This is a genomic window from Tahibacter aquaticus (assembly GCF_004363655.1).
Lineage (GTDB): Bacteria > Pseudomonadota > Gammaproteobacteria > Xanthomonadales > Rhodanobacteraceae > Tahibacter > Tahibacter aquaticus.
Map to the genome: position 1 here is coordinate 425,207 of NZ_SNZH01000003.1, position 20,426 is coordinate 445,632.

The following is a 20,426-nucleotide window of genomic DNA, read 5'->3' on the forward strand; positions in this document are numbered from 1 at the left end:
CCTCGATCTGTAGTCGGCGACGGGCTACTGAACGTCGTCGTCCATTTAAGTATGCTTTGTGCGCTCGGTTGCGGTCTGGGGTTCTGGCGGAAGGCGTGTGCTAGAATCTTGGCAGCCAGTCGCTAGTGCACGAGTTCGACGGTGTAGCTAGCACGCACCTGTCCGTCGCACGCGACGCTGACCTCCAAATTGCCCGGTGCGAGACGGGTAGCCGGCACGCTGAAGTTGGCGAAGCCGTAGTCGTCCGGAGACGCTAGCGCTTCCAGCACGATACCGGACTGGGAGACACGTACCAGCGAGATACAGCTGGACTCGGTCGTCACGGGCACGCTGAGCACGATCTGCCCTTCGACCGGAACACGCAGCTTTCTAACCTCACGATCGCTGCCACGTATACGATCAACGGAAAATAGGGTGGTCGGAACCAGTCCTGTCGATTGCGGTACCCACAGTCGACCAAGACCCATGCCCACGGCCAAGAGCACGCTGGCCGCAGCGAGCAGAGGAAACCAATGCGGTCTGCGCGTGCGTCCGAGTTTGGGCGACGGAGCCGCCGTATCGACTGGCGTCGTGAATACGGCGGAACCCTGCGCTGGCAACGCGGCGTCTGAGGATCCGAGAGCCATCCGTAAGGCCGTATCGGCGTCGACCAACTCGGCCAGCTCCGGGCGTTCGATCATCAGGACTTCGAACGCCTCGGTGGCGGCCTCGTCCATCTCACCGTCCAGGTAGGTGCGCAGGAGGTGATTGTCGAGCGCAGAAATCATTCGGACCTCGATCTGCCGTTGAATGGGAGAGTAGGCGATGCCGTTTCTCTCATCTTGCTGCGGTTTTCCAGCATTTTCTCTCGAAGTCGGTCACGCATTCTCGTTCGGGCGCGAAAAATTACTTTGTCAAAGTGCTCGGCCGTCAGTTGCAGCCGCTGCATGAGGTCGATCTTGTCGACGCCATCAATGTAGAAGCCCGTCAGTAGGTCCCGGTCGCGCTGGGCCGGTAGTTCGGCGAGCACTTCGTGCGCTATCCGACGCAATTCGTCCTCTTCACAGAGTTCCAAAGGTGTGCGCGGTCGTTCCACCCCAACCGAATCCTGCTCGGGCAGGGTATCGAGGGGGATCGGCTGTACCTTGCGGTTGGCGGCGTAGACCATGTGGCGTGCGCATTGATGCATGTACGCAGCGAGTGCCGCGGGCTGACGTAGACGGCCTTCACGGATAGCCAGCATCACTGCGATCAGCACGTCTTGGGTTAGATCGTTGGTGAGTGTGGGATCGTGCGTCATGCGCAGGATCAGCGCGCGGACGCCAGGCAAGCGCGCCACCGCGTCGGATTCCGAGATCTCAACCGCAGATGCGTGGGTTTCCTCCCTGCCGTCAGCGCCACCTTCCATTTGACTACCCCTGGCGAACCCGCGTCGCGCACAGGTTTCTTGATTGAAACGGTCTAGAAAACGCGCTAGGTGCATCGTACAGGGTGCGTTTTGCTGTCTCGCCGCACGTGCTTTCTATAATATCAAGCATAACGAAAAATTAAGAATAGTTCACGTTGAAATATGCTGCATTGCAGCGCAGTGTCGCCTGTGGGATGCGCGGCTGGCCCGTCCATAGGTGATGTCGCAGGCAGTCACCACTTTGCCGCAGTAGCACCCGGTACCGACTTAGCCGTGAATCACGCACGGAAACAATTTGGAAGGCAGCCGTCTTGAGTCGGATCTGAGGTTCGTCGGAGCGTCCCGGTCGCCGAGAAAATTGGAAGGCCAAGTCGGTTGCGGCCGGAAAGCCGACGCTCTCGCACAACGTGAGCGGACGAACTACGCGTTGGGTTTGCTCGAGGGCGACATGCAACTGTTGCGCGAGCGCGCTGCACGCAATCGATCGTCGGGGCTTCGGCAAATCGCCGGCATCCGTTTGCAGGATCTTCACGCCGCTTGGGTCGACGTCGACGTCTACGCGACGCTGACCCCGTCCAAGAGGCCACCTGTAGAGCGCGCGTGGCGCATACTTCGCGACACGCAAGCAGCATCGCTAATTCCATCAGCCAGGCAGCCCTCGCAGAAAACACAGGACAGCAGCGGCCCAACAAGATCTCGTACGGTAAATCGCTAAGCTCCCCGTTTGATCGTCATTGAGCTGCGTCGATCGTGTTCCTGCGGCCGCGCCGCCGCCGGATAGGGTTCCTCAGTCCTCGAAATCATCCCGAAAGATCAGATCGTCGAGCAGCCATTGGGTGATGGGCTGTGGAACCGCCAACGACGCGGTCATGCTGCCGTTGCCCAGCCGGCCATAGTCGTTGTTGCCCCAGCAGATGCCCTCGCCGCCAGCGAGTACCGCGCAGCTGCTGTCGCCACCCAGGGCGAGGCTCCGAATGGTTCCGCTGACATTGCTGGCGAGGACTGGTTGAAGGCGTGTGACCGTGGCACCGTCGCCGATCTGCGAGCTGCCGTTGAAGCCCCAGCAGAAGAATTTTTGCGTATTGCGCAGCGCGCAGTTGTGGGCCCTACCTCCGGCTAACTGGGTCACGCCGCTGCTGACGATCCGTTCCGCTAAGATGTCGAGCATCACAAGCAACGCCTGCTCCACAACCTCACTGTAACGATCGCGCTCGACCTCTCAGCGAGGGCGGCGGGTCGGCGTCGATCACCGCGAACGCCGAGCTCCAAAAGGCTGTGATGACGGACAGTCTGAGGAACCGCGGCGCTCCTTGGATGCAGCCTAAGATCGGGTCGGCAAGAGCTGACTCTCCCTTCGGAGGAGTACCTCTTGGCAAGCGGCGCCCCTGGTGGCGTGAAGGAAACCCCGGCTTGTGCCCGGTTGCATGTTTCGGGACGTCGTGATCAGCCAGTGCGAAATGATCTGATCAGCACATTGGCAAGCGTTGATCACGGGTGTTCGGCGACATGCGCAGCCTGGGGCCAGGACCACCCGGCGGTATCGACCGCCCCGGCCAACGAATTCGGTGACGTGCATAAGGTGTTCGGCGCGGTGAACAGCCACGCCGTTGACGTGCACACTCGCTTCAGCCATAGAATGGTTCGTTCTTCCATCGCAGCGGTGCGAAAGTTCGGACGCCTACGGCTACGCGTCAAAGCCCAGCCCGCATTTGAATGCGTCCGTCTGCATCAAAGCGTTTGGTTGCGTGGCGAGAAGAATTAAAGCGACTGGAGCGATCTCGCGAGCTCAACTGTGTCACGGGCATAGAATCGACGAAGTGGGGTTTTTGAATGCTCATACGCCTGCCAGCTGGTCAACCTGGAAATGCATCTATGTGGATTCGTTTCGCTTGTCTCCGAACGATCCTTGGCTGCGCAATATTGGGAGTAGCTGGGGCAGGATCGGTCGTATGCGCCCAGACTATTGCCACGGTGGCAGGCAGCGGCACTGGGGATAGTGGCCCGGCCAGGAATGCGCAATTTAGCTCACCCACCGGTGCGGCTCTGGACTCGGCAGGCAATCTCTTCATCGCCGATTCCTACGGTAGCCGCATCCGCAAAGTCGACATCCACGGCACCGTCACGACCGTGGCTGGCAACGGAGCCCTTGGTTTCTCAGGCGACGGCGGTCGGGCCACAAGCGCGGCGCTCAACCAACCCGCCGCCGTAGCCGTGGACCTTGCGGGAAATCTCTATATTGCCGATTCAAAAAATTTCCGAGTTCGGAAGGTCGATACTCATGGGACCATCACAACTCTGGCCGGGGGCGGCCCCAACTTGTTCAGTGACGGTGGGCCGGCGACGAATGCGGCACTCAATGTCCTGAGTGGCGTGGCCGTGGATGGCGCGGGCAACGTATACGTCGCCGATCACGGGATGAACGTCGTCAGAAAGATCGATGCCGTCGGCATCATTACCACGATAGTCGGCAGCCTCTTCAACTTCGCAGGCCCAGGCTATTCAGGTGATGGCGGCCCAGCCACCAGTGCGACCCTCTATTGGCCATCAGGCTTGGCGCGCGATAGCGCCGGCAGCCTCTACGTTGCCGATACAGGAAACCACCGCATTCGCAAGATCAACCCGCAGGGCACCATCACCACGGTGGTCGGGATCGGCGTCGACGGCTTTTTTGGCGACGGCGGCGCGGCAACGAATGCGGGGATCAGCTCGCCGACCGCGGTAACCGTCGGCGCAAACGGAAACTTCTTCGTCGTGGATACGGGCAACAAGCGTGTTCGTAAGATCAACGCGACGGGGATGATTGGGACTGTTGCCGGCAGCGGCTCGGGAGACACTGCCGGATACGGACATACGGATTACAGCGGTGCCGCGACGAGCATGGATCTCAACCCAGCTGGCGCCGTCGTGGACGCTTCAGGGAATCTGTATATCGTTGATTCTGTCAGCGCGGTCGTGCGTCGGGTGGACGCGGCAGGACTGGCAACCACCATCGCCGGAATCGGGTCGTTTGGGTATTCGGGCAACGGTGGTGCGGCCACGAGCGCTCGACTCAGCAAGCCCACAGGCGTAGGCACCGACGCCGCGGGCAATCTCTACATTGCCGATACCTACAACCATGTCATCCGCAAAGTTGATATTCACGGCACGATTTCGACTGTCGCTGGAAATGGCTACATGCAAACCAGCGGTTTCGGTGCATATGGCGGGTATTCCGGAGACGGGGGGGCCGCAACAAACGCAAGGCTCTTCTGGCCCGCTGCCGTGGCGGTAGATGCCGTCGGCAATCTGTATATCGCTGATACGGCCAACAACCGTATCCGCAAGGTCAACACGAGCAACGTGATTACGACGATAGCCGGCGGCGGAAGCCCCCCCGACGGTCTCGGTGACGGCGGTCCGGCAACGAGCGCAGCACTATCAAGTCCGTCCGGAGTCGTCATCAGCGCCACGGGCAACATTTACATTGCTGACTCGCTGAATCTCCGTGTTCGAAAGGTGTCCACCAACGGTACTATCACCACTGTAGCGGGTGGAGGAAGTCCACCGGACGGAATAGGCGATGGCGGTCCGGCAACGAGCGCAGCCCTCTGGCCCACCGCATTGGCGCTGGATCCAGGCGGCAATCTCCACGTGCTCGATTTTTACCACGGTCGTGTACGCAAAATTGGTGCGGGCGGAACGATTGCGACCGTCGCCGGTGGAGGAGGTGCCGTCGGAAGTGATGGCGACGGTGGTGCGGCGACAAATGCCAGCTTCCTTTCGCCGCATGGGATCGCAATAGACGCAGTGGGAAATCTTTACATTGCAGATTTTGCAGGAATGATCCGCAAGGTCAGCGCCAGCGGCACGATAACGACCGTCGTTGGAGGCGCTGACTTTGGATACTCGGGTGACGGCGGGCAGGCGACGTTGGCAAGAGTTTATTGGCCTTACGGTCTGGCCGTGAACTCGCCAGGCGACCTATACGTCGCAGACTCTTCGAACAACGTTGTGCGGAAGGTGTTGTTTGGCGAAATCTTTAAGGACGGATTCGATCCCAGGAACTGATCGAAGGGGGACGGGTTAAGTGCGGCGTTACCGATCGGAGTCTGTGGCTGCGGCGCCGACGAGCTCCATCGTCTAGGCGCTCATACCACGAGCCAACTTCATACCGAGGCCTACGCCGGCGAGCAGACCAGCCCAGTCACTCTGGAATAACTGAATGGGGGTCGATCCGCGCATAAGAAGCAAGCCAGCGGCTTCCCACTCGGTTTTCCACATCGATCCTGTCGTGAACAGGCGACTGTCTATGCTAGCGCCCCACCGTTCCTTCGGTCGAATGCTCCACCAGTAACCAGGCAACAGTTGGCACCATCGCGCTACAAGCGAGCCCGCACCAGCGTGGCGCCTGAGCCCTTGGCTCTCAACTCGTAGCCCACTGCCCGAGCGGTCAGTGTGCCTCCTCGCGGCCCGGGAACGGCGCCAGTTACTACCAGCTCAACGTCAAGCGTCGCACCGCCGTAGTTTCCGAGCTTGTCCCTGACGACCCGCGCCTCTTCCGGCGTCGCCTTCCACATCTGCGCGGTGCTGCCGTTGTCCAGCTTCACCGTAATTTTTTGCGTAAATGCTTCGAATGGGAAGGTTGAACTCGGGGAGAGCGCGCGGATGGTGAACTCACCGTAGGTAGGGTCGTAGGCGCTGAGACCGGCGTCATGGATAGAAAGGCGTATGGACCCAACCTCGCGCACCGCTTCGGCTGCAGATAAGAGCTCCGCGCGGATCGTCGCACGCACGCTCGCCTTGTCCGGCGCCGTCGCCCCGCTCAAGCGCGGGTCGCTTTCCACCCCACTGGTCGATCGGTGCCGGGATGCCGGCCACGTCGTAGTACAGGAAAACCAAGTCGGATTCCTTGGGCGCCACCAGCTCGCCCTTGCGGCCCGAAAGCGGCGCCGCCCCGCCGGGGGGGCGGGCTGCTTGGCGGCGCCGAGGCGGCGCCGGACCCAGGCGCCACCTGAGCCGCCGCTTCGCTCTTTCCGGACGCAGCGCCAGCGGGCGCAGGCTCCGGTCCACGGGAGCCGCAGCCGGTCACGGCGAGCGCGCCCAGCACCGCCAGGACGAGGCAGAACGAAATCCGTACGGTGTTCATAGGGTCGGCCCCTTCGCGTTCTTGCTCGCTTCCTTCACTTCTTCGGCGCGCTGCGCGGCGCCCTGCTGTTGAAAAGCAAGCTCTGTGGCCTTGATCCGCTCGTAGGCGAACGCTTGGTTGAGCGAGCGGACGCGCAGATGCTCCGCCACGCCGGCGTTGCTCGACAACGGCTCGATGGAAGCGGCCACGGTGGCGCCGCAGTCGGGCGAAACGGTGAGGCGCGCGTTCAACACCGCGTGCAACTCGCATTGGCGGTACAGCGGTGAGGTTTCCGTAATCCGCCGGCCCAGGGTGTCGTAGGCCCACACCAACCGAAGATCGCTCCCCAGTTGTGACCGCGTGGTCGGTGGGCCGTACTTCGCGATCAACAAGTCGGCAACCGCGGCAACCGGTGGCTGGCGCTCCAGCTCGAACCATTCCTCACGGTAAACGCTCAGCACCTGTTCGTCACCAGGCATACCCATCGCGGCAACGTGCCATTTCGCTTGGCCCGGAAGCACGTCCCTCACGCGGCTGAACGATTGCTGTGCCGACGACTCGGCGCGCATCTTCTCCATCTGCTCGGCTTGCGTCAGCGGGGCTCGCGCCTGTGCAAAGCGCGCCGCGAAACCGAACCGATATTTTGCGCCGTGCGGCTCGATCACGAACTGCGCTCGGCTGTCCGGTTCCAGTACGACAAGGGGGTTGGTGCACATCACGCGCTTGGCTGCGTCGTCGTAGCGGGCGCCCGGCACAACGCCCACGACGTCGTCGACGGGCGCGGTTGCATCCAACGTCGGGGCGGGCGGCGAAGCCTTGCAGTCCACACCACCGCGCATCTCCTGCGCTACTTGTTCCGGCGTGGCCACGGCAGCGGGGGCGCGTGCCGTACCTGCCTGCGGCCGGCCGGCGTCGCTTTTTCCAACCGGCTTGTCCGACCCATCGCAAGCGCACAGACCGGCGGCAACCGCCGCTACAAACAACAACGACGCCATTCGCATCAATTTCCCCTGTTCCGTTTCGGTCCATCAGCTACTGCCTCGCTGAGCCCAATCCTCTCAGCGCTGTGGCCTCGTCGGGGCTAAGCCTCCGCATGCTCGCTTGCCGTCGGGGTTAGGGTTCGACGGTCCGTGCGATTGCGCCGTCGATGGGCCGTTGCCACGCGTCTTGACAGCATCGCAAAATCTGGTTGGCTGGGTCCGAACCAATCGGGTTTCGGGTTCCTGGGAAAACATCGCATGCACCTCACGGATGAACCGCTCAACCGCGACGGCTCGTCGCAACCGGAACCGCCGGACCCCTTGGCGGTAATGGGGAACCTCGCGGTCGACCGTGTTTCGATCACCGGGGACGATCACCTCAGCGTGCTGTTTCCGCTGACCTACGCTTCGGCGGTCTACGAGCAGCCCGATGCGCTCGTGGCGTTGCTCGCCCAAGCCCCGAAGGGCACCTGGATCGACGTGCCCTACAACGGATCCGTTCGATGGGTCTACAACGTCGAGACGGTTGCGGTCGAGGACAAGGTTAGGCGGTTGGAGGATTGCGGCGTGACGGAGGATCCGAACCCGGCGAGGGACGTGCTGCGCTGTTTGAAGGAGGGGGACACCGCGCTGCACCTGGCCGTTCGGCTGGGAGCGGACGAGGTCGTGGCGGTGCTGCTGCGCGCCGGGGCGTCGAGGCACGCGGTCAAGGAAGCGGGTGAAACCCCCTTCGACATTGCCATGGGCATGACCGAGCCGAACCCGTTATTTTGGAAGCTGCTCAGTTGCGCCGAGATGTTCGCGCAGCGTCCCCGGAAGTTGCGTACGTTCTTGACCGCTTAGCTCGACGCTTCCTGGCGGCCCGACCGGCCGTTCGTTCGTATCGACGTGGCCTGGAACAGGGTCTGCAGCCCGCCCAGCCATTCAGCGTACCGGTACCACTGATGGGCTCGAAAAACCGCGCTGCTGAGCCATCTGCAACTTGCCGCCCTACGCAGCGATCGAGGCGGTACGGTTTTTTCTGCCGCATGGCCTGACGCTCGGACTCGACTCTGGCGATGTTGATGATCAGCGCCGGATGCTTCTCGCGAGAGTGGGGCAGCGCCGTGGGTGACGTGCCGAATGACGAACGGGCCGTTCGAGAGCGCCATGATCGCTCAGGTAGCGACCTATTAACGCGCATCCGCCATTAGTTCTGCGCACTTAACCGAAAAACGCGTCATCGCTGGCTTCCTTGACCGAGCTGCCCGAACCGTCCGGCTCCAAGTGCGGCACGCGCGCACTCGCAAGTTTGTGTTGCGCTCGCGCTTTGCGCGACCAACCTCAGCCGGGACTGCTGCCGCGTTTGAAATTTGTCTGCTGGGAACGCACGCCATGTTGCAAGAGAACAGAGTTTCAACCTGAAATTCCGCAACTCGCTACGATTAGTTTCGATTGCAACGATTCACAAGTGCGCCATCATTCCAACACGGAAGGCGAGGAAAGGGAAATTCCAAGTAGCGGTTTCTTAGTTCCAACTGGTGATTTCCGTGGAGGGGATTCGTATGAGCTTCGAATTTCGCAAGCATCGCAATGGTTCTCGTGAAACCCGTGCAGACGCGAACCGCGCGACCGGCCGAGTTTCAATGGCACCGGCCACGCGGGCTATCCGAGCGGCCGCGACAGCGCGTCTGGCGCCGCGAAGTGATCGCGATCCTATCGCGTTCTCCACGCTAGCCGCAGAGTTGGCCACAGAGCTTCCCAGGGCGGTTCACGCGGCCCTGGCTGGATTCAAACTGTGGGGCGGGGACGAAGGCACGTTGCTGCTTACCGAAGCTCCACTAGACAACCCCTTGCCGCGGACTCCCACATCGCGTGGCACCGAGATCGAATTGCCGGTCGCGGAGATGGCTCTCGCGACGGTTGGCATGGCGCTCGGCGTTGTTCTCGGATTCCGCGGTGAAGCTCAGGGGCGCGTGATTCAGCGTCTTTATCCAGTACCAGAAGAACGCGATGCCCAGACGTCAGCAAGCTCTGGCGTACGATTGCAGTTTCATTCCGAAACCGCGTTCGATCCCAACCGCCCCGACGTTCTGGTGTTGCTTTGCCTCCGCGCGGATCCTGGCGGCGCTGCTGTAACGACATTCGCATGCGCTGGAAAGGTTCTTGCGCATCTAAGCGACTCTCAGATTGGAATACTCCGCCAACCGCGCTTCAAGACCGGCGTCGACGCGTCTTTCGGAGGGTCCACGAATTCCGATCACGATCCGACGGTCTCACCGATCTACGGAAGCGATACGGACCCCGGAATTCTCATTGATACAGACCTAATGCGTGCCGCTGACCCGAACGATGAACTAGCCATCAAGGCGTTGATGGCATTGAACAGGGCAGTTGAAAACGCTTCCCTTGGAGTTGTTATGCGTCCGGGCGATATGCTTCTCATCGACAACCGGCGCGCTTGCCATGGTCGTTCGGATTTCCGCGCGAACTATGACGGTCGCGATCGTCTCTTGCTACGCGCGATGGTGGCATATGACCCCTGGCGGAGATCCGGAGAGCGTCGGCAGCGATCACTGGTACAGGAGCGGGTCGGTCGGTAAGGCGTTGAAACCCAGGAGACCTCGGGCGCCACATCAGGCGTGGTACCCGAGGAAACCGTTAACTCTCGTCGAGGGCCGGTCTATGCTTGGTCTATTGCATGCTCGACAGCGGATTTTCGCCGATCGACCGCAGCCGGGGTTCGGACACGCCGGCTCTATCAAATTCAGTATCGCCGTCAACCGCGCCACTTACACCGAGCTCTGCGACATGTCATCAACCCGTTCACAGTGCAGGCCGATCACTACTATATCGGGCCTTCAGCATACCCAGCGGAGATCACAATCGATGGTGAGTTGAAGATCTGCGCGGCAATACATCTGGTCTGCCAAATAGTAGGCGAGACCGCACTTTACAGTCGGCGTATCTGGTCCAGTTCCGCCTGCAAGCCCTCTACGGAACAAAGTCTGGCAACCCAGTCATCCGATGCGAAGGTGTCAAACGGGATACTCGGATCGAGGTCAACAGTGGAGCCATCATTTGGCTGAATGCCGCCCCTGCCATGGAGTTCTACGCTCAGTGTGCCCTCCGAAAGGGAATGCGAGCTTTCAGCCGCTTCGACCAGCATTTTCTCTAGGCACATTCGTGCGTAGCGTCGCGAAATCTCGGTGTGGCGGACATAGCCTCTGGACCTCGCCCGATCAAAGCAAGGGCGCAAATAGGCGGCGTAAGCTCTAGCTAAACGGCGCTGGGCGAAAACAATCCGTCCAGCCTCAAGTAGCAGCGCTAGATAGGTGCGTTCTGAGCATCCGTAGAGCTGAACGTCGTTATACACTTGGTCAAGTACAACCTCGGCAACATCGAGCATCCCGAGCTTTCGGAATGCATGCCCCAGAGCAACTCGGAAACCGAGTGCTTCGTGATGAAGGCCGCGCGTCGTGTTGTCAAATACGTTTCTGACGCAGATGGCCGTTGCACGTGTGAGTCGGTCCGCGCCCCCGAGAGCGCCCAACGTAGCGATGTACGTATGCGCCACATCCCGGCCAATAGCGCCGGGATTGACGGTCTCGATCCTCATGCACGCTTGCAGTGCGCCATCAAGGTCGCCTTCGAGGTACCTAAGCTGCGCTTCGCGTGCGTCCACCCTGGTCTTGATTCTGATACGGCTGCGGCGCGCGAAGGAGTTTCCGCCTTCTGAAGGAAGCGTGCCAAACTCCGCTCGCACTTCTTCGAGGGTTTTGCGTGCAGCAGCAAGATCATTCATCGCAGACAAAGCAATTATGAGGTCGAGTTTGAAGGCGATTCCTTCTGCGGGGTCTCGATGTTCGCAACGCCATGCTTCGATGAGCATTTCGAAGCTAGTCTTCGCCGCCTGGAGCTCACCGAGGTCCAGTTGCGCATACGCGACTTCGCGCAGATAGCGCTGGACGTAAACAGGATGCAGTGCCCAATGAGGCTTTCCTAGTATCCCGTCTTCGCTCATCAGTTGGAGGAGTTCAGCGGTGAGATGGTATGCCCCATGCTGGCGGGATAGCTTTCGATTGTGGATAGTGCCAGTGACCCTGTTGGCGTTGAGCTGCAACCAGTAGATCTGACCAAAACAGTAGTTAATGACATCTGCTGCATATCGCGGACGCCACTTGCCATTTTGTCCGAATGGGGGCTTTGGAAACTCATCAAGATCCTCGCTAATGTTGCCCCGATCAGCATCCGTCCTCGGCGCCTGTTCGCAAGACCTGACAAGGTGCCGAAGACACTCAGCGAGGAAATGCATTCTAGAGCGACCCCAATGAGGACGAAAAGGGTACTCCGCACTGAGCAATTCTTTACTGTGACTTGACTCGAATAGGCGGAGTGCAATTCGATGATGGACGGTCGCTCTGCCGAACGCGTCGCGATTGGCCCACCTATTCTGGACAACTCCGCGAAGTGCCATGTCCATTTTGTATGCAGGCGACCGCTCGTTTTCGTGTTGCTCAAGGTCGATGTGCTCATCAAATGTTTTGATCGCAGTACGAAAACTCTCGAGATTCGTACGCGGGAGCAGGCGACCTAAGTCTTCTGCCGCGTCTTCCGTAAGCCAATAGAGCGCCGTGCTACACCAACGAAGCGCCCGCAGCGATGGGTTTCGCTTACCGCCTTCCTTAATAGCTCGCGCATGCGCGATGACCTCGAATAGATGAAGTCCGACATCGACGGGAAGCGCGGACGGCGCCATTCCAGACTGTCGCAGCCATCCGGATGTCGGATCGAAGTTACTTAAGTTTGTGTCGTTTGAAGCGAGGAAGCCCAGCATGCGTAGCGTGCTCGGAAATACGACATAGCTATTGTCTGCGTTGAAGTGGCCTTTGGCCTGTTTAATACGCGCGTTTTCTGGTGCGCCGGCCGGCGTCGCGCCTCGAAATTCCCCGAACCGCTTCAGCTGGGACTCAAAGAAAACGCTTCGCTCGCGACTCGGTTTCGCCGGGAAGGCGAGGCCTTCCTTTAAGTTCGTCAAGTACTTTAGCCGCCGTGCGCGTAGTTCTCCCGGCGGCTGTCCCACAAGTATTACTGGTACCGGGCTTCCTGGCTGGCGACGAAAAGCGGGGCGGCACGCTGCGTCCAGTAAGTCTCGGATGTAGCTAGAGCCACCAAGGGCTCGTTCTGGAATTGACTTAGCAGCGAGCACTATGAGAACACTGCTTGATACAGACAGTGCGTTTAGTAAGGCGCCCGCCGATGGGCGCCCTGAAAGACCCAGGCGTTCGGCGACCACAAGTAGGGCTTGCTCGAACGGCTGATCGTAGGTTAGGGGCTCGCTGGACGTGAGGTATTCGTCGACCATTCCCGAATGCGGCAGGATCATGAACGCAGAGCGGATTTCTTGGCGTGACAATTGGCTTGTCGCCAGAGCGTACGCGAGGAATGATGCACCCGGCGGCGGGTCAGCCAGACACAGGACGTTGTGTTCTGCGCTCATCGCCATGAAGAGAAGGTGCTTTATCGCTTTTTCTTCTCTTGCGCTCAACTGCGCTGCTTCTGTCATCTCCGTTGCTGGAATTATGACGCAGTCTGAAGATCGCGAAGTCGAAGGACTAGGATGACTAACGTAAGATCGCTCGTTGATTAGCTTCTCAATCTCCGTCGCGGACTTGCACTGAAATAGACCCGGGTAGTCCAGCGCGCTTTCGATGCGCTCCAGGACGGCGGGCCTGCATATCGCTGTCATAAGTTTTTTTGTGCACGTTCCATCTTTTGTCAGGCGCGAGTAGTCGGTCGGTGTCAAAACGTCGATCTCTGGCTGTACCAACCTCTCGAAAGAAGCGCGGTCTAGCCCTCTTTCCACTCGCCAGTAGTGCTTTGCCAGTGAATGCGTGGCGCGTATGATCTCTGCTGGATGCATGTGGTTGCAGTCGCTTCTTAGAAAGTTTTGTTATTGAATTGGTTGCAGGAAGTGTCCTAGGTGGCTTCTGAACTGAAGTGCCACATTGGAACTTGATTTTGAGAATTGGCATTGGCCCACACGGACGTCTGTCGATCGCGATGCTGCGTGTGGGGTACGTTGCGAGGGCGTGGCGTTCTGCCATGAGCCGCCGCAACACCGACCGTGGCGTGCGCGGGGCTGTCTCGCGACGGTAGCGGGCGGTTGGGGTTGTGGAGCGTTTCCGGCCCATCGAGCGATGTCGACAGTTCGAAGCGGTGCTCACGGAAGAATGCCAGCTGCTCGGCTGTGATGCCGTGCAGGGTGGAGGCCAGCACAAACGTGATGGAACGATGCCCTGCTTGGTTGCGCGCGGTGATGTCTTCCACAATGCTGCGGATGCGGCCGAACGCGAGCAGTGGCTCCCCGCCCTGAAATTCAACCGTGAGCCGGCGCGCCGGTGTTTCGAACAGGCGGTCGACCGATGCTTGAGCCGTGGCGTCGTCCATGTCGAAGCTGGTGTCGTCCTCGGCCTGGCGCGATACTTGGCAGTAGCTGCAACTGTGGTGGCAGCGCAGCGAAACCACAAAAATTTGGAGCGTCGGTCCCTCGAACACGAAGGCTTTCCGGGTGCGCCAAGCAATGGCGTGGCGGTCGAGCGGTATTGGGCCGTCGCCCCGATGGACGAGGTCGCGGCCTTCCAAGTTCACGGCAAGCTCGGATGCAGGATCCAGGCGGTGGTCTGCGAAGGCAGAGAAGTCGCTTTCAGTCAGGAATGTGAAGCGGCCGCTGTCGCCGGCGACCAGGATTTCGTTGGGGTGGGTGGGTAGTCGGCCGAATCGGAACGGCAGCAGGCGGTAACCGCTGCCAGCGGCTGGCTGGAAGGCTTCCATCGGGCGGAACTTCACGCGATGTCCGGCTCGCGCAAGGCAGAGCGCAGGGCGGCTTCAACGATGAGGCGCCGCAGCGGCGCGGTTTCGTTCTCGATCCGCATACGGAGTATGTCGTCGAGGAGCGCTGCCCAGAACTCGCGCTCGAGTTGCTGAGGCCCGTCGATGGAACCCGCTAAACACACTAGGAATGCGTCGCCTCCATTCTCGACGGACACGGCGTATCGCCCGGAAAAGCGGTGTGTTGTCCGCTGCACGACCGAATGATCGGCTTCACGATGCTGAAACGTGATTCGAAGTTCGTTGATGCTCACGCCAGTCCCCCTGTGCAAGCGCGCTCAACGTACCACGTCGGGAAAAGGTATCCAACCACGCAAACGCGGCGTTGTCGTATCGAGCCATCTGCGGACGAGAATGGGCTATGGCATCGAAAGTAAGATGCTTCTGCTGTCTCAGGGCCAAGCCTCTCACCGGAGAGAGCAGGAAATTTCGTCCATAGTCACGATGTATTGGATAGGCAGCCCGACTGCGTGCTCGGCTCTCGTCCTTGTCTACATCATTGGCGGCGGACGGCACTTGGTAAAGCCGCGGAATACTCGGGCAAGTACGTGAGAGATCGTGGTGCGTTGCGACACCCTGTATGCAGACGCCAAGCCGATTCGACCAGTGAGGTCAATGCGGGGCGTGAGACGCGTGCGCAGGAGGATGGCCATGAAGAATTGCGACGACGGAAGTCTCGTCCTATCGGGTGTTAGTCGCTGGGCTTTTGCAGCGATCGTCGCGATGGTATGCGGCGCCTGCGCAAACAAGGCGACCCGGTACGATCTGGCGGCGCTGGATGTCTTCGATGAGCGCCAGGAGAGCGGAGCGTGCGATCCGGGAAGACAGGGTGAGCGCAACCCCGAGTTGTGTTCGGCCGCATACTTCAGCGACGCCAATCTGGACAGTTGGTTTCATGTCGAGCGTTGGCGAGACGCACAGCGTCCGGCTCAGGCTCCGATCGGCCTAGCGTTGAGTGGCGGAGGCACCAAATCAGCAAACTTTGCTATGGGCGTCCTTTCCGGAAGCTACGACCGGCTCCTCAGGCCTGGTCACATTGGCCTCATTTCAAGTGTTTCGGGCGGTGGCTATTCGGCCTTTTGGTACATATCGCGTTTGCTGGACGCCTACGGAAACTTGCCAGGGGCCGCAGGCTCATCGTTGCGCGATGCGAAGGGTGGAGAACGGGCAGTGAGCGACTTCCATCAAATCTTCGACGATTGTCTGCCGAAGCACTATTTCGCCCTAAGCGAATATGCCACCGACAAAGAGCGCTGCCCGCTCAACATGGCTCACTATGAAAACGGGACGCACGACAGGTTCCGGTATCAGACCCACCTCCGCGGATTTCAAGACCTCCTATCGAACAATTACAACGTGGAGCTGCCAGGCAACGACAGCAACGCGCTGACGGCCGACGTCGCCAAACTTGGCGGGTTGACGACGTTGTCCCTGATACCGCACCACGTAGCGAATACTCTGTTCGATTGGCGCCGCGAAAGCCCTTCGCGAGAAACCTACATGCGCGGCATAGAGCGGACCTTCGGTCTGATGCCGCCGGATTGCAACGGCAGGGAAGTTCAAACCTATCTCGACGCGGCCTCGTGCCGCGATTTTCGCCTCCTGCCCAACCGGCTGCTGGGTCGTGGCCACACGTTTGCCGCGATACGCTTGTTGCGTGAGTTCCAGTGGCAGGTGCAGCAACGCGCCGGCCGAGACATAGATGAAGAGCAGGCTAAGAACCAGGCGCTGCCCAAAGCGCTGAACAAGCCCCAGCCACTTCCGCCGGTGCCATTCTGGATCGTCAATACCACCGCGGCGACCCGCTCGAACCCTACTGAGCTGTTGAGTTCCGGACAGTACGACGTGCGCGATGCGGTGTTCGAGTTCACACCCACGGGGTTCGGTTCGCGGCGTTTCGGCTACTGGGAAGGTAGTCATCCGAGTATGGACACTTTGGAAGCTACGGTTACCTCGGGAGCATTCTTCGACTCCCAGCAGCGTTCCATAAGCCAGCCCTGGCGCGCGGGCGTCGGCCTGGGCATGCGTCTGAGTTCTCTCGAATGGGGCAAGGACATCGAGAACCCGGCGCAGATCGACAGCGTGCGAGGGTGGCACACGCTCCTCCCGATTCCTCTGTACTACCTGGACCCCCAGGCGACTGGCGCCACCAAGCCCGGCAAGATACACCTGAGCGATGGCGGCCAGTCAGAAAATACTGGCATATATTCGCTAGTGCGGCGCGGCATCACACAGATTGTTTACGCCGACGGCAGCCAGGATGAGTTTGGCCAGTTTGGCGCTCTATGCCATCTGAAGCTGCAGCTGGAAAAGAGCCATCTCCGTTTAACAATGACCAGCCTTGAGAACTTCGACAACCACTGCGCCGGAAAGAACGGCGACTTGTTTCAGCGTGAAACTTGGGGCTACGACTTATGGGCATCCAACGGCCGCGTGCTCAGCGGATGCATCAGCTCTGATTTGAACTTGGAAAGCTGCTCTCGGCCTAATGCGCACGGCTACTTCGCCACGCTGTTCGTGCTCAAGCCCATGCTTCCCTGGCACAAGCTCGCGGCTCACGTTGCTAAATGTAAAGTGATAAAAAACGTGGGACTGGATCGCGCCAGCTGTGCGGAGGCGTTTCTCTCCGCGAGGGTCGAAGTAGCTTGGATGGATCCGGAGCTTTTCGGGTTTCTCGCGCGCAAGCGCTGCGATTTTCAATTGTTTCCGCAGAACAAGACGTGGCGTGTGACCTTGAATTCGACGAGCTCGTTGTTTGGTAGCTACCGCGAGCTGGGCAAAGTTAGCGCCGATGCCCTAAGTGTTGATGTTCAGGGCCGTGTCTCTTCGACGGATGTTGCGACGTTGCGCTGGACGAAGCTTGAGGCGGATCCTGGGCTGACCGGGAAAGGATTGTCATGCGGAGATTGAGACGAGCTTTCGGTTGCGGACGCGGTTGCGGCGGCCAGTACCGGACCTTGCCGCCAACATCGGTCTTAGGTCAAGAGGCCGCGAGCTGTAAACGGTTTCCCCGACGCGCACGCCGCCGAGCCGCCACGCCTGCAGCGACCAGCGACCAACGACGATCGACGGGGTCGGCAGCGCGCCAAGCGTCCAGGAACTGCTCCACGCGGTGCAGGAGTCTGGGCTGGCTTTCGATGTGGCGAGCGATGCGGTCGATCTGCTGCGACAGCCTCGACGGATCGTGCCAGGTGATCGCCCGGGTCGAGCGCCGCGGCGCCAGGGCGAGCAGCTCGCCGAAGTCCTTTTCCAGTTCCCAGCGGGACCGGGAGCGGAGCGGGCTGCGGGCCTGGTGCTTTGGGCGGCCGGATGTGGTTGGGCGCGCCGTGGAACGGGTCGGGTGAACGCGGAAGGTGGCGGTGGGCATGGTGGCTCCGGGCGGGAGCATCCACTTTAGAGACGACGGGAATGTTGTCGAGCCAGGAATCAGCGACGCAGTCGGCAGTGCCGAGGGCGATTTCCCGAAGGGGAGTAGGGGATTTCCTGCGTTGTATACAGGTTGCCTTTACCGCAAGCTCCTGAGCCTTGCGGGCCTGTTGGCGCACGTCCACGGCCCGCTGCCCGCGTTCCGACCGCCCGAGATCTGAGAGGGTTCATCGGGCGCGATCGCATGCTTTGCTGGGCTCGCGGACGTTGCAGGGGCACGGGGCCTAAATAGCGTATTCATACACTGCACAGGGGAAGAAACATGGTCGACGTTTTCTCGGTTCCTGGAAGTGTCACGGTGATTGTGTGTGGGGCCGTCTTAACCTCAGCGATCGTCGCTGTTCAACTGTTGTCGACGAAGACACTCAACGCGGAGTTGGCCGCACTCATTTCCGGAGTCGCCGGCGCGGTGTGGTATCTGACCGGATTGCGGGAATGGGCGATGACCACCTTTGGGGTACTCATGCAGTCGGTGCTCGACGGGGGACGCGCCATCTGGTCCGTTGTGATCTGGATTGGCGGATCTGCACTGGCTGCGTATTTATTGAATCAATGGAACGAAAAACGCTCCTAGGAGCGTTGGAGCGGACACCATAAGCGCCAAGAAGGCCGCGTACATAATGCCCGCTCGATCGTATTCACGCATCGTGGGATGCCATCGAGGGAGCAAGAGAGGAAACGGCGTAAAGCGCCTTTCCGTCGTAGCGTGTTCCGCAGGGGCGGAGGGAGCAGCAACGCGCGGTGCGTTCATGGAAAATTCTACGTCGGGTTTGATGTGACCCAGACAAACAGATTTCTGACGCCTGTCAAGCGACCTGCCGCGCGGGTAGGGCGTCAGTCTGAAACAGCCGATGCTTGAGCGTTCAAGCAGGGCGGAGTCACGGATTTCACGAGAACGTCGAGGACCGATGTCAGTTCTGCCCCCTCCAGAACGTCAGCGGAGTGTTCTTTGCCTAAGACTCCTTGGTCGATCCAATCGCAAACGCGCTTCCCGATTCCATGATCCACCAAAAACTCGGCGTTAGCGTCTTGTCTCTGCACCATGCCGCGATAAGTCAAGCCAGCACCCCAATACGGCCCGGCTGCGGGTCCCGACTCGCTCCCGATGGGATGGACTGAGCTAGACTCGCTCCGACCTCATTGTTCCGCAGCAATGCGCCCGAGTTCCGTTTGAAATCCATTCCCGTTGCACTCGGTCTGTCGTTTCGTCTTGCGACCATGGCCTTCGCGCTGTCGCTGATCGGCGCCTGCACAGGCGACGCGCCGTCTGAGGGTTTCGAGCCCGTGACCGCAGCGACCTTGCAACCCGGACAACAGGTCTGCCCGGACCTCAGCGGCACCTTCGACCTCGCCGGAACGTCGCTGGCGAAGGCCATCGCCGGACGCCAGCCGCCGAACACCCACGGCTTGCCGGTCCTCATGACGTTCCAACCGGGGCCGATGACCATAGAAGGCTGGTGGGTCGTGCCGCGCAAGCGCCTGGTCGCCTTCGCCACCACGATGAGCGAGGACGCACCGAAACGCTACGCGCGCTGGCGCGGCCTCGTGCTCAAGGACCCGCTGGCGGAAAACCTGCGGCAGAACCCCGACGCCTACCTCGCTGCAGTGGCCGAATTGGGCCCGCCCGGTCCGACCTATGCGCTGGTCGTCAACCAGGGCTGCCAGGACAACTGGATGCGCGTGGTCAGCGCGACCGAACAGGTTCCCGCGGACGATGGCTCGATGCGCAGCCAGGAGCGTGAAGTCTGGCTCGCCCGCGATGCGTCCGGCGCGCTGCTGGTCAAGGGGGTCACCTACACGCTCAAGCACTACAGCATCTGGGCACCGTCGACCCAAAGCATCCGGACGTCGCGCAGCACCACCTTCGAACGCATCGCGCAGACCGATCCCGAAAGCGCGGCGGCACTGGTTGCGGCCGACCTACCGGCTGATCCGCAAACGCAACCGCGTGCGCGGATGGCCTGCGTCGACGTGCCGGCGCACGTGGCGGCGTTCTCGCAGCGGCTCAAGAGCCTGCTGCCGCCCAAGGTCGACGTGACGCGGTTTGAACTGAATCCGGTGCGCCAGCGCGATGCCGACGGTAATTGTCCCTACGCCGTCGTCGACGTGGAAATCGTGGGTGGGGACGCCTATTTCCTTTCGCGCATGCGGGACTGGATCAAAGCGGAACCGAACGTCGACAGCGTTGAGACGCTGCGCATCGAACCCGCACAGCGCCGCGCGAACACGCTCCGTTTACGCGTGGTGCTGCGCTGAATGGGAACGGATGGCGCTGAGTTCGCGTCGATCTGTCGGTCACACTGGTTGACGTCGATCAGGATGGCGAGCGGCGAACAGGTGCCGCCTTCAAACATCATCTCGATCGCAGGACGCCGTGGCGCGTTGGGCCGGCGGAGATCACGGTGCAACGTTTGGCTGCACGGCTCCAGCTGCGTAGCGCGCATCCAAAAGTCACGGGCCGATCCAGCCCAGCAAGGTTGGGCTAGTGCGCGGGTAGGGCGGTGCCGCGACCTTTCCGCTGCAGTTCGCAGACGCGGTAGGCGCCGCCGCTATTGCGGCATCATCGTCGGATGAGAAGCTCGAGCCCCTGCGAACCTTTGGGCCGATCACCCGTTAACTGTCGCGCTTGCTGTAACGGGGGCAACACGGTTTGGGACTC

General features: G+C 60.6%; 15 protein-coding genes. 6 read left to right on the top strand and 9 right to left on the bottom strand.

The annotated features are described in order from the left end of the window. Positions 1–122: 122 nt before the first annotated feature. The 3 genes from DFR29_RS07250 to DFR29_RS07260 all read right to left on the bottom strand — a co-directional run bounded on the left by DFR29_RS07250 (position 123) and on the right by DFR29_RS07260 (position 2,555). On the bottom strand, positions 123–767 hold the full coding sequence (locus tag DFR29_RS07250; RefSeq protein WP_133817918.1) for a hypothetical protein: 645 nt from the start codon (positions 765–767) through the stop codon (positions 123–125). Next, positions 764–1,387 (bottom strand): RNA polymerase sigma factor, encoded by a 624-nt coding sequence (locus DFR29_RS07255; RefSeq protein ID WP_166653938.1) that lies wholly within the window; start codon positions 1,385–1,387, stop codon positions 764–766. The genes DFR29_RS07250 and DFR29_RS07255 overlap by 4 nt, the downstream gene beginning before the upstream one ends. A gap of 787 nt (positions 1,388–2,174) precedes the next feature. Beyond that, on the bottom strand, positions 2,175–2,555 hold the full coding sequence (locus tag DFR29_RS07260; RefSeq protein WP_243745984.1) for an RCC1 domain-containing protein: 381 nt from the start codon (positions 2,553–2,555) through the stop codon (positions 2,175–2,177). Between the two features lie 704 nt (positions 2,556–3,259). On the opposite strand from DFR29_RS07260, the gene DFR29_RS07265 reads away from it, so the two are divergent. Beyond that, positions 3,260–5,434 carry an NHL domain-containing protein gene (locus tag DFR29_RS07265; protein WP_166653939.1) on the top strand — a complete coding sequence of 725 codons (2,175 nt, stop codon included), beginning with the start codon at positions 3,260–3,262 and terminating at the stop codon, positions 5,432–5,434. A 311-nt stretch (positions 5,435–5,745) separates the two neighbouring features. Here the strand turns inward: DFR29_RS07265 and DFR29_RS07270 are convergent, their stop codons facing one another. Both DFR29_RS07270 and DFR29_RS07275 read right to left on the bottom strand, forming a co-directional pair. Further along, positions 5,746–6,159 (bottom strand): hypothetical protein, encoded by a 414-nt coding sequence (locus DFR29_RS07270; protein WP_208113527.1) that lies wholly within the window; start codon positions 6,157–6,159, stop codon positions 5,746–5,748. A gap of 349 nt (positions 6,160–6,508) precedes the next feature. Beyond that, a complete protein-coding gene (locus DFR29_RS07275; protein ID WP_133817923.1) occupies positions 6,509–7,486 on the bottom strand; it encodes a hypothetical protein in 978 nt (325 codons plus the stop codon). Positions 7,487–7,729: 243 nt separating this feature from the next. Here DFR29_RS07275 and DFR29_RS07280 point away from each other — a divergent pair, with 243 nt between their 5' ends. Next, entirely contained in the window at positions 7,730–8,314 is a 585-nt protein-coding gene (locus DFR29_RS07280; RefSeq protein WP_133817924.1) for an ankyrin repeat domain-containing protein, read from the top strand. A gap of 701 nt (positions 8,315–9,015) precedes the next feature. Further along, the gene (locus tag DFR29_RS07285; RefSeq protein ID WP_133817925.1) at positions 9,016–10,053 is read left to right on the top strand and encodes a TauD/TfdA family dioxygenase; all 1,038 of its coding nucleotides are present in this window, start codon (positions 9,016–9,018) and stop codon (positions 10,051–10,053) included. A 350-nt stretch (positions 10,054–10,403) separates the two neighbouring features. Here the strand turns inward: DFR29_RS07285 and DFR29_RS07290 are convergent, their stop codons facing one another. The 3 genes from DFR29_RS07290 to DFR29_RS07300 all read right to left on the bottom strand — a co-directional run bounded on the left by DFR29_RS07290 (position 10,404) and on the right by DFR29_RS07300 (position 14,595). After that, positions 10,404–13,016 (bottom strand): hypothetical protein, encoded by a 2,613-nt coding sequence (locus tag DFR29_RS07290; RefSeq protein ID WP_133817926.1) that lies wholly within the window; start codon positions 13,014–13,016, stop codon positions 10,404–10,406. Between the two features lie 413 nt (positions 13,017–13,429). Further along, positions 13,430–14,299: a 4Fe-4S cluster-binding domain-containing protein gene (locus DFR29_RS07295; RefSeq protein WP_243745979.1), complete on the bottom strand. Its 870-nt coding sequence runs from the start codon at positions 14,297–14,299 to the stop codon at positions 13,430–13,432. Continuing rightward, positions 14,296–14,595: a hypothetical protein gene (locus tag DFR29_RS07300; protein ID WP_133817927.1), complete on the bottom strand. Its 300-nt coding sequence runs from the start codon at positions 14,593–14,595 to the stop codon at positions 14,296–14,298. Before DFR29_RS07300 ends, DFR29_RS07295 begins: the two co-directional genes overlap by 4 nt. Positions 14,596–14,992: 397 nt before the next feature. Here DFR29_RS07300 and DFR29_RS07305 point away from each other — a divergent pair, with 397 nt between their 5' ends. Next, positions 14,993–17,251 carry a hypothetical protein gene (locus DFR29_RS07305; RefSeq protein ID WP_133817928.1) on the top strand — a complete coding sequence of 753 codons (2,259 nt, stop codon included), beginning with the start codon at positions 14,993–14,995 and terminating at the stop codon, positions 17,249–17,251. Positions 17,252–17,321: 70 nt separating this feature from the next. On the opposite strand, the gene DFR29_RS07310 is transcribed toward DFR29_RS07305, so the two are convergent. After that, a complete protein-coding gene (locus DFR29_RS07310) occupies positions 17,322–17,708 on the bottom strand; it encodes a hypothetical protein (protein WP_133817929.1) in 387 nt (128 codons plus the stop codon). Positions 17,709–18,029: 321 nt separating this feature from the next. Here DFR29_RS07310 and DFR29_RS07315 point away from each other — a divergent pair, with 321 nt between their 5' ends. Beyond that, entirely contained in the window at positions 18,030–18,341 is a 312-nt protein-coding gene (locus DFR29_RS07315) for a hypothetical protein (RefSeq protein ID WP_133817930.1), read from the top strand. A 644-nt stretch (positions 18,342–18,985) separates the two neighbouring features. Continuing rightward, positions 18,986–20,023, top strand: a complete 1,038-nt coding sequence (locus DFR29_RS07320; RefSeq protein ID WP_133817931.1) for a hypothetical protein — start codon at positions 18,986–18,988, stop codon at positions 20,021–20,023. The last annotated feature ends 403 nt before the right edge of the window (positions 20,024–20,426 follow it).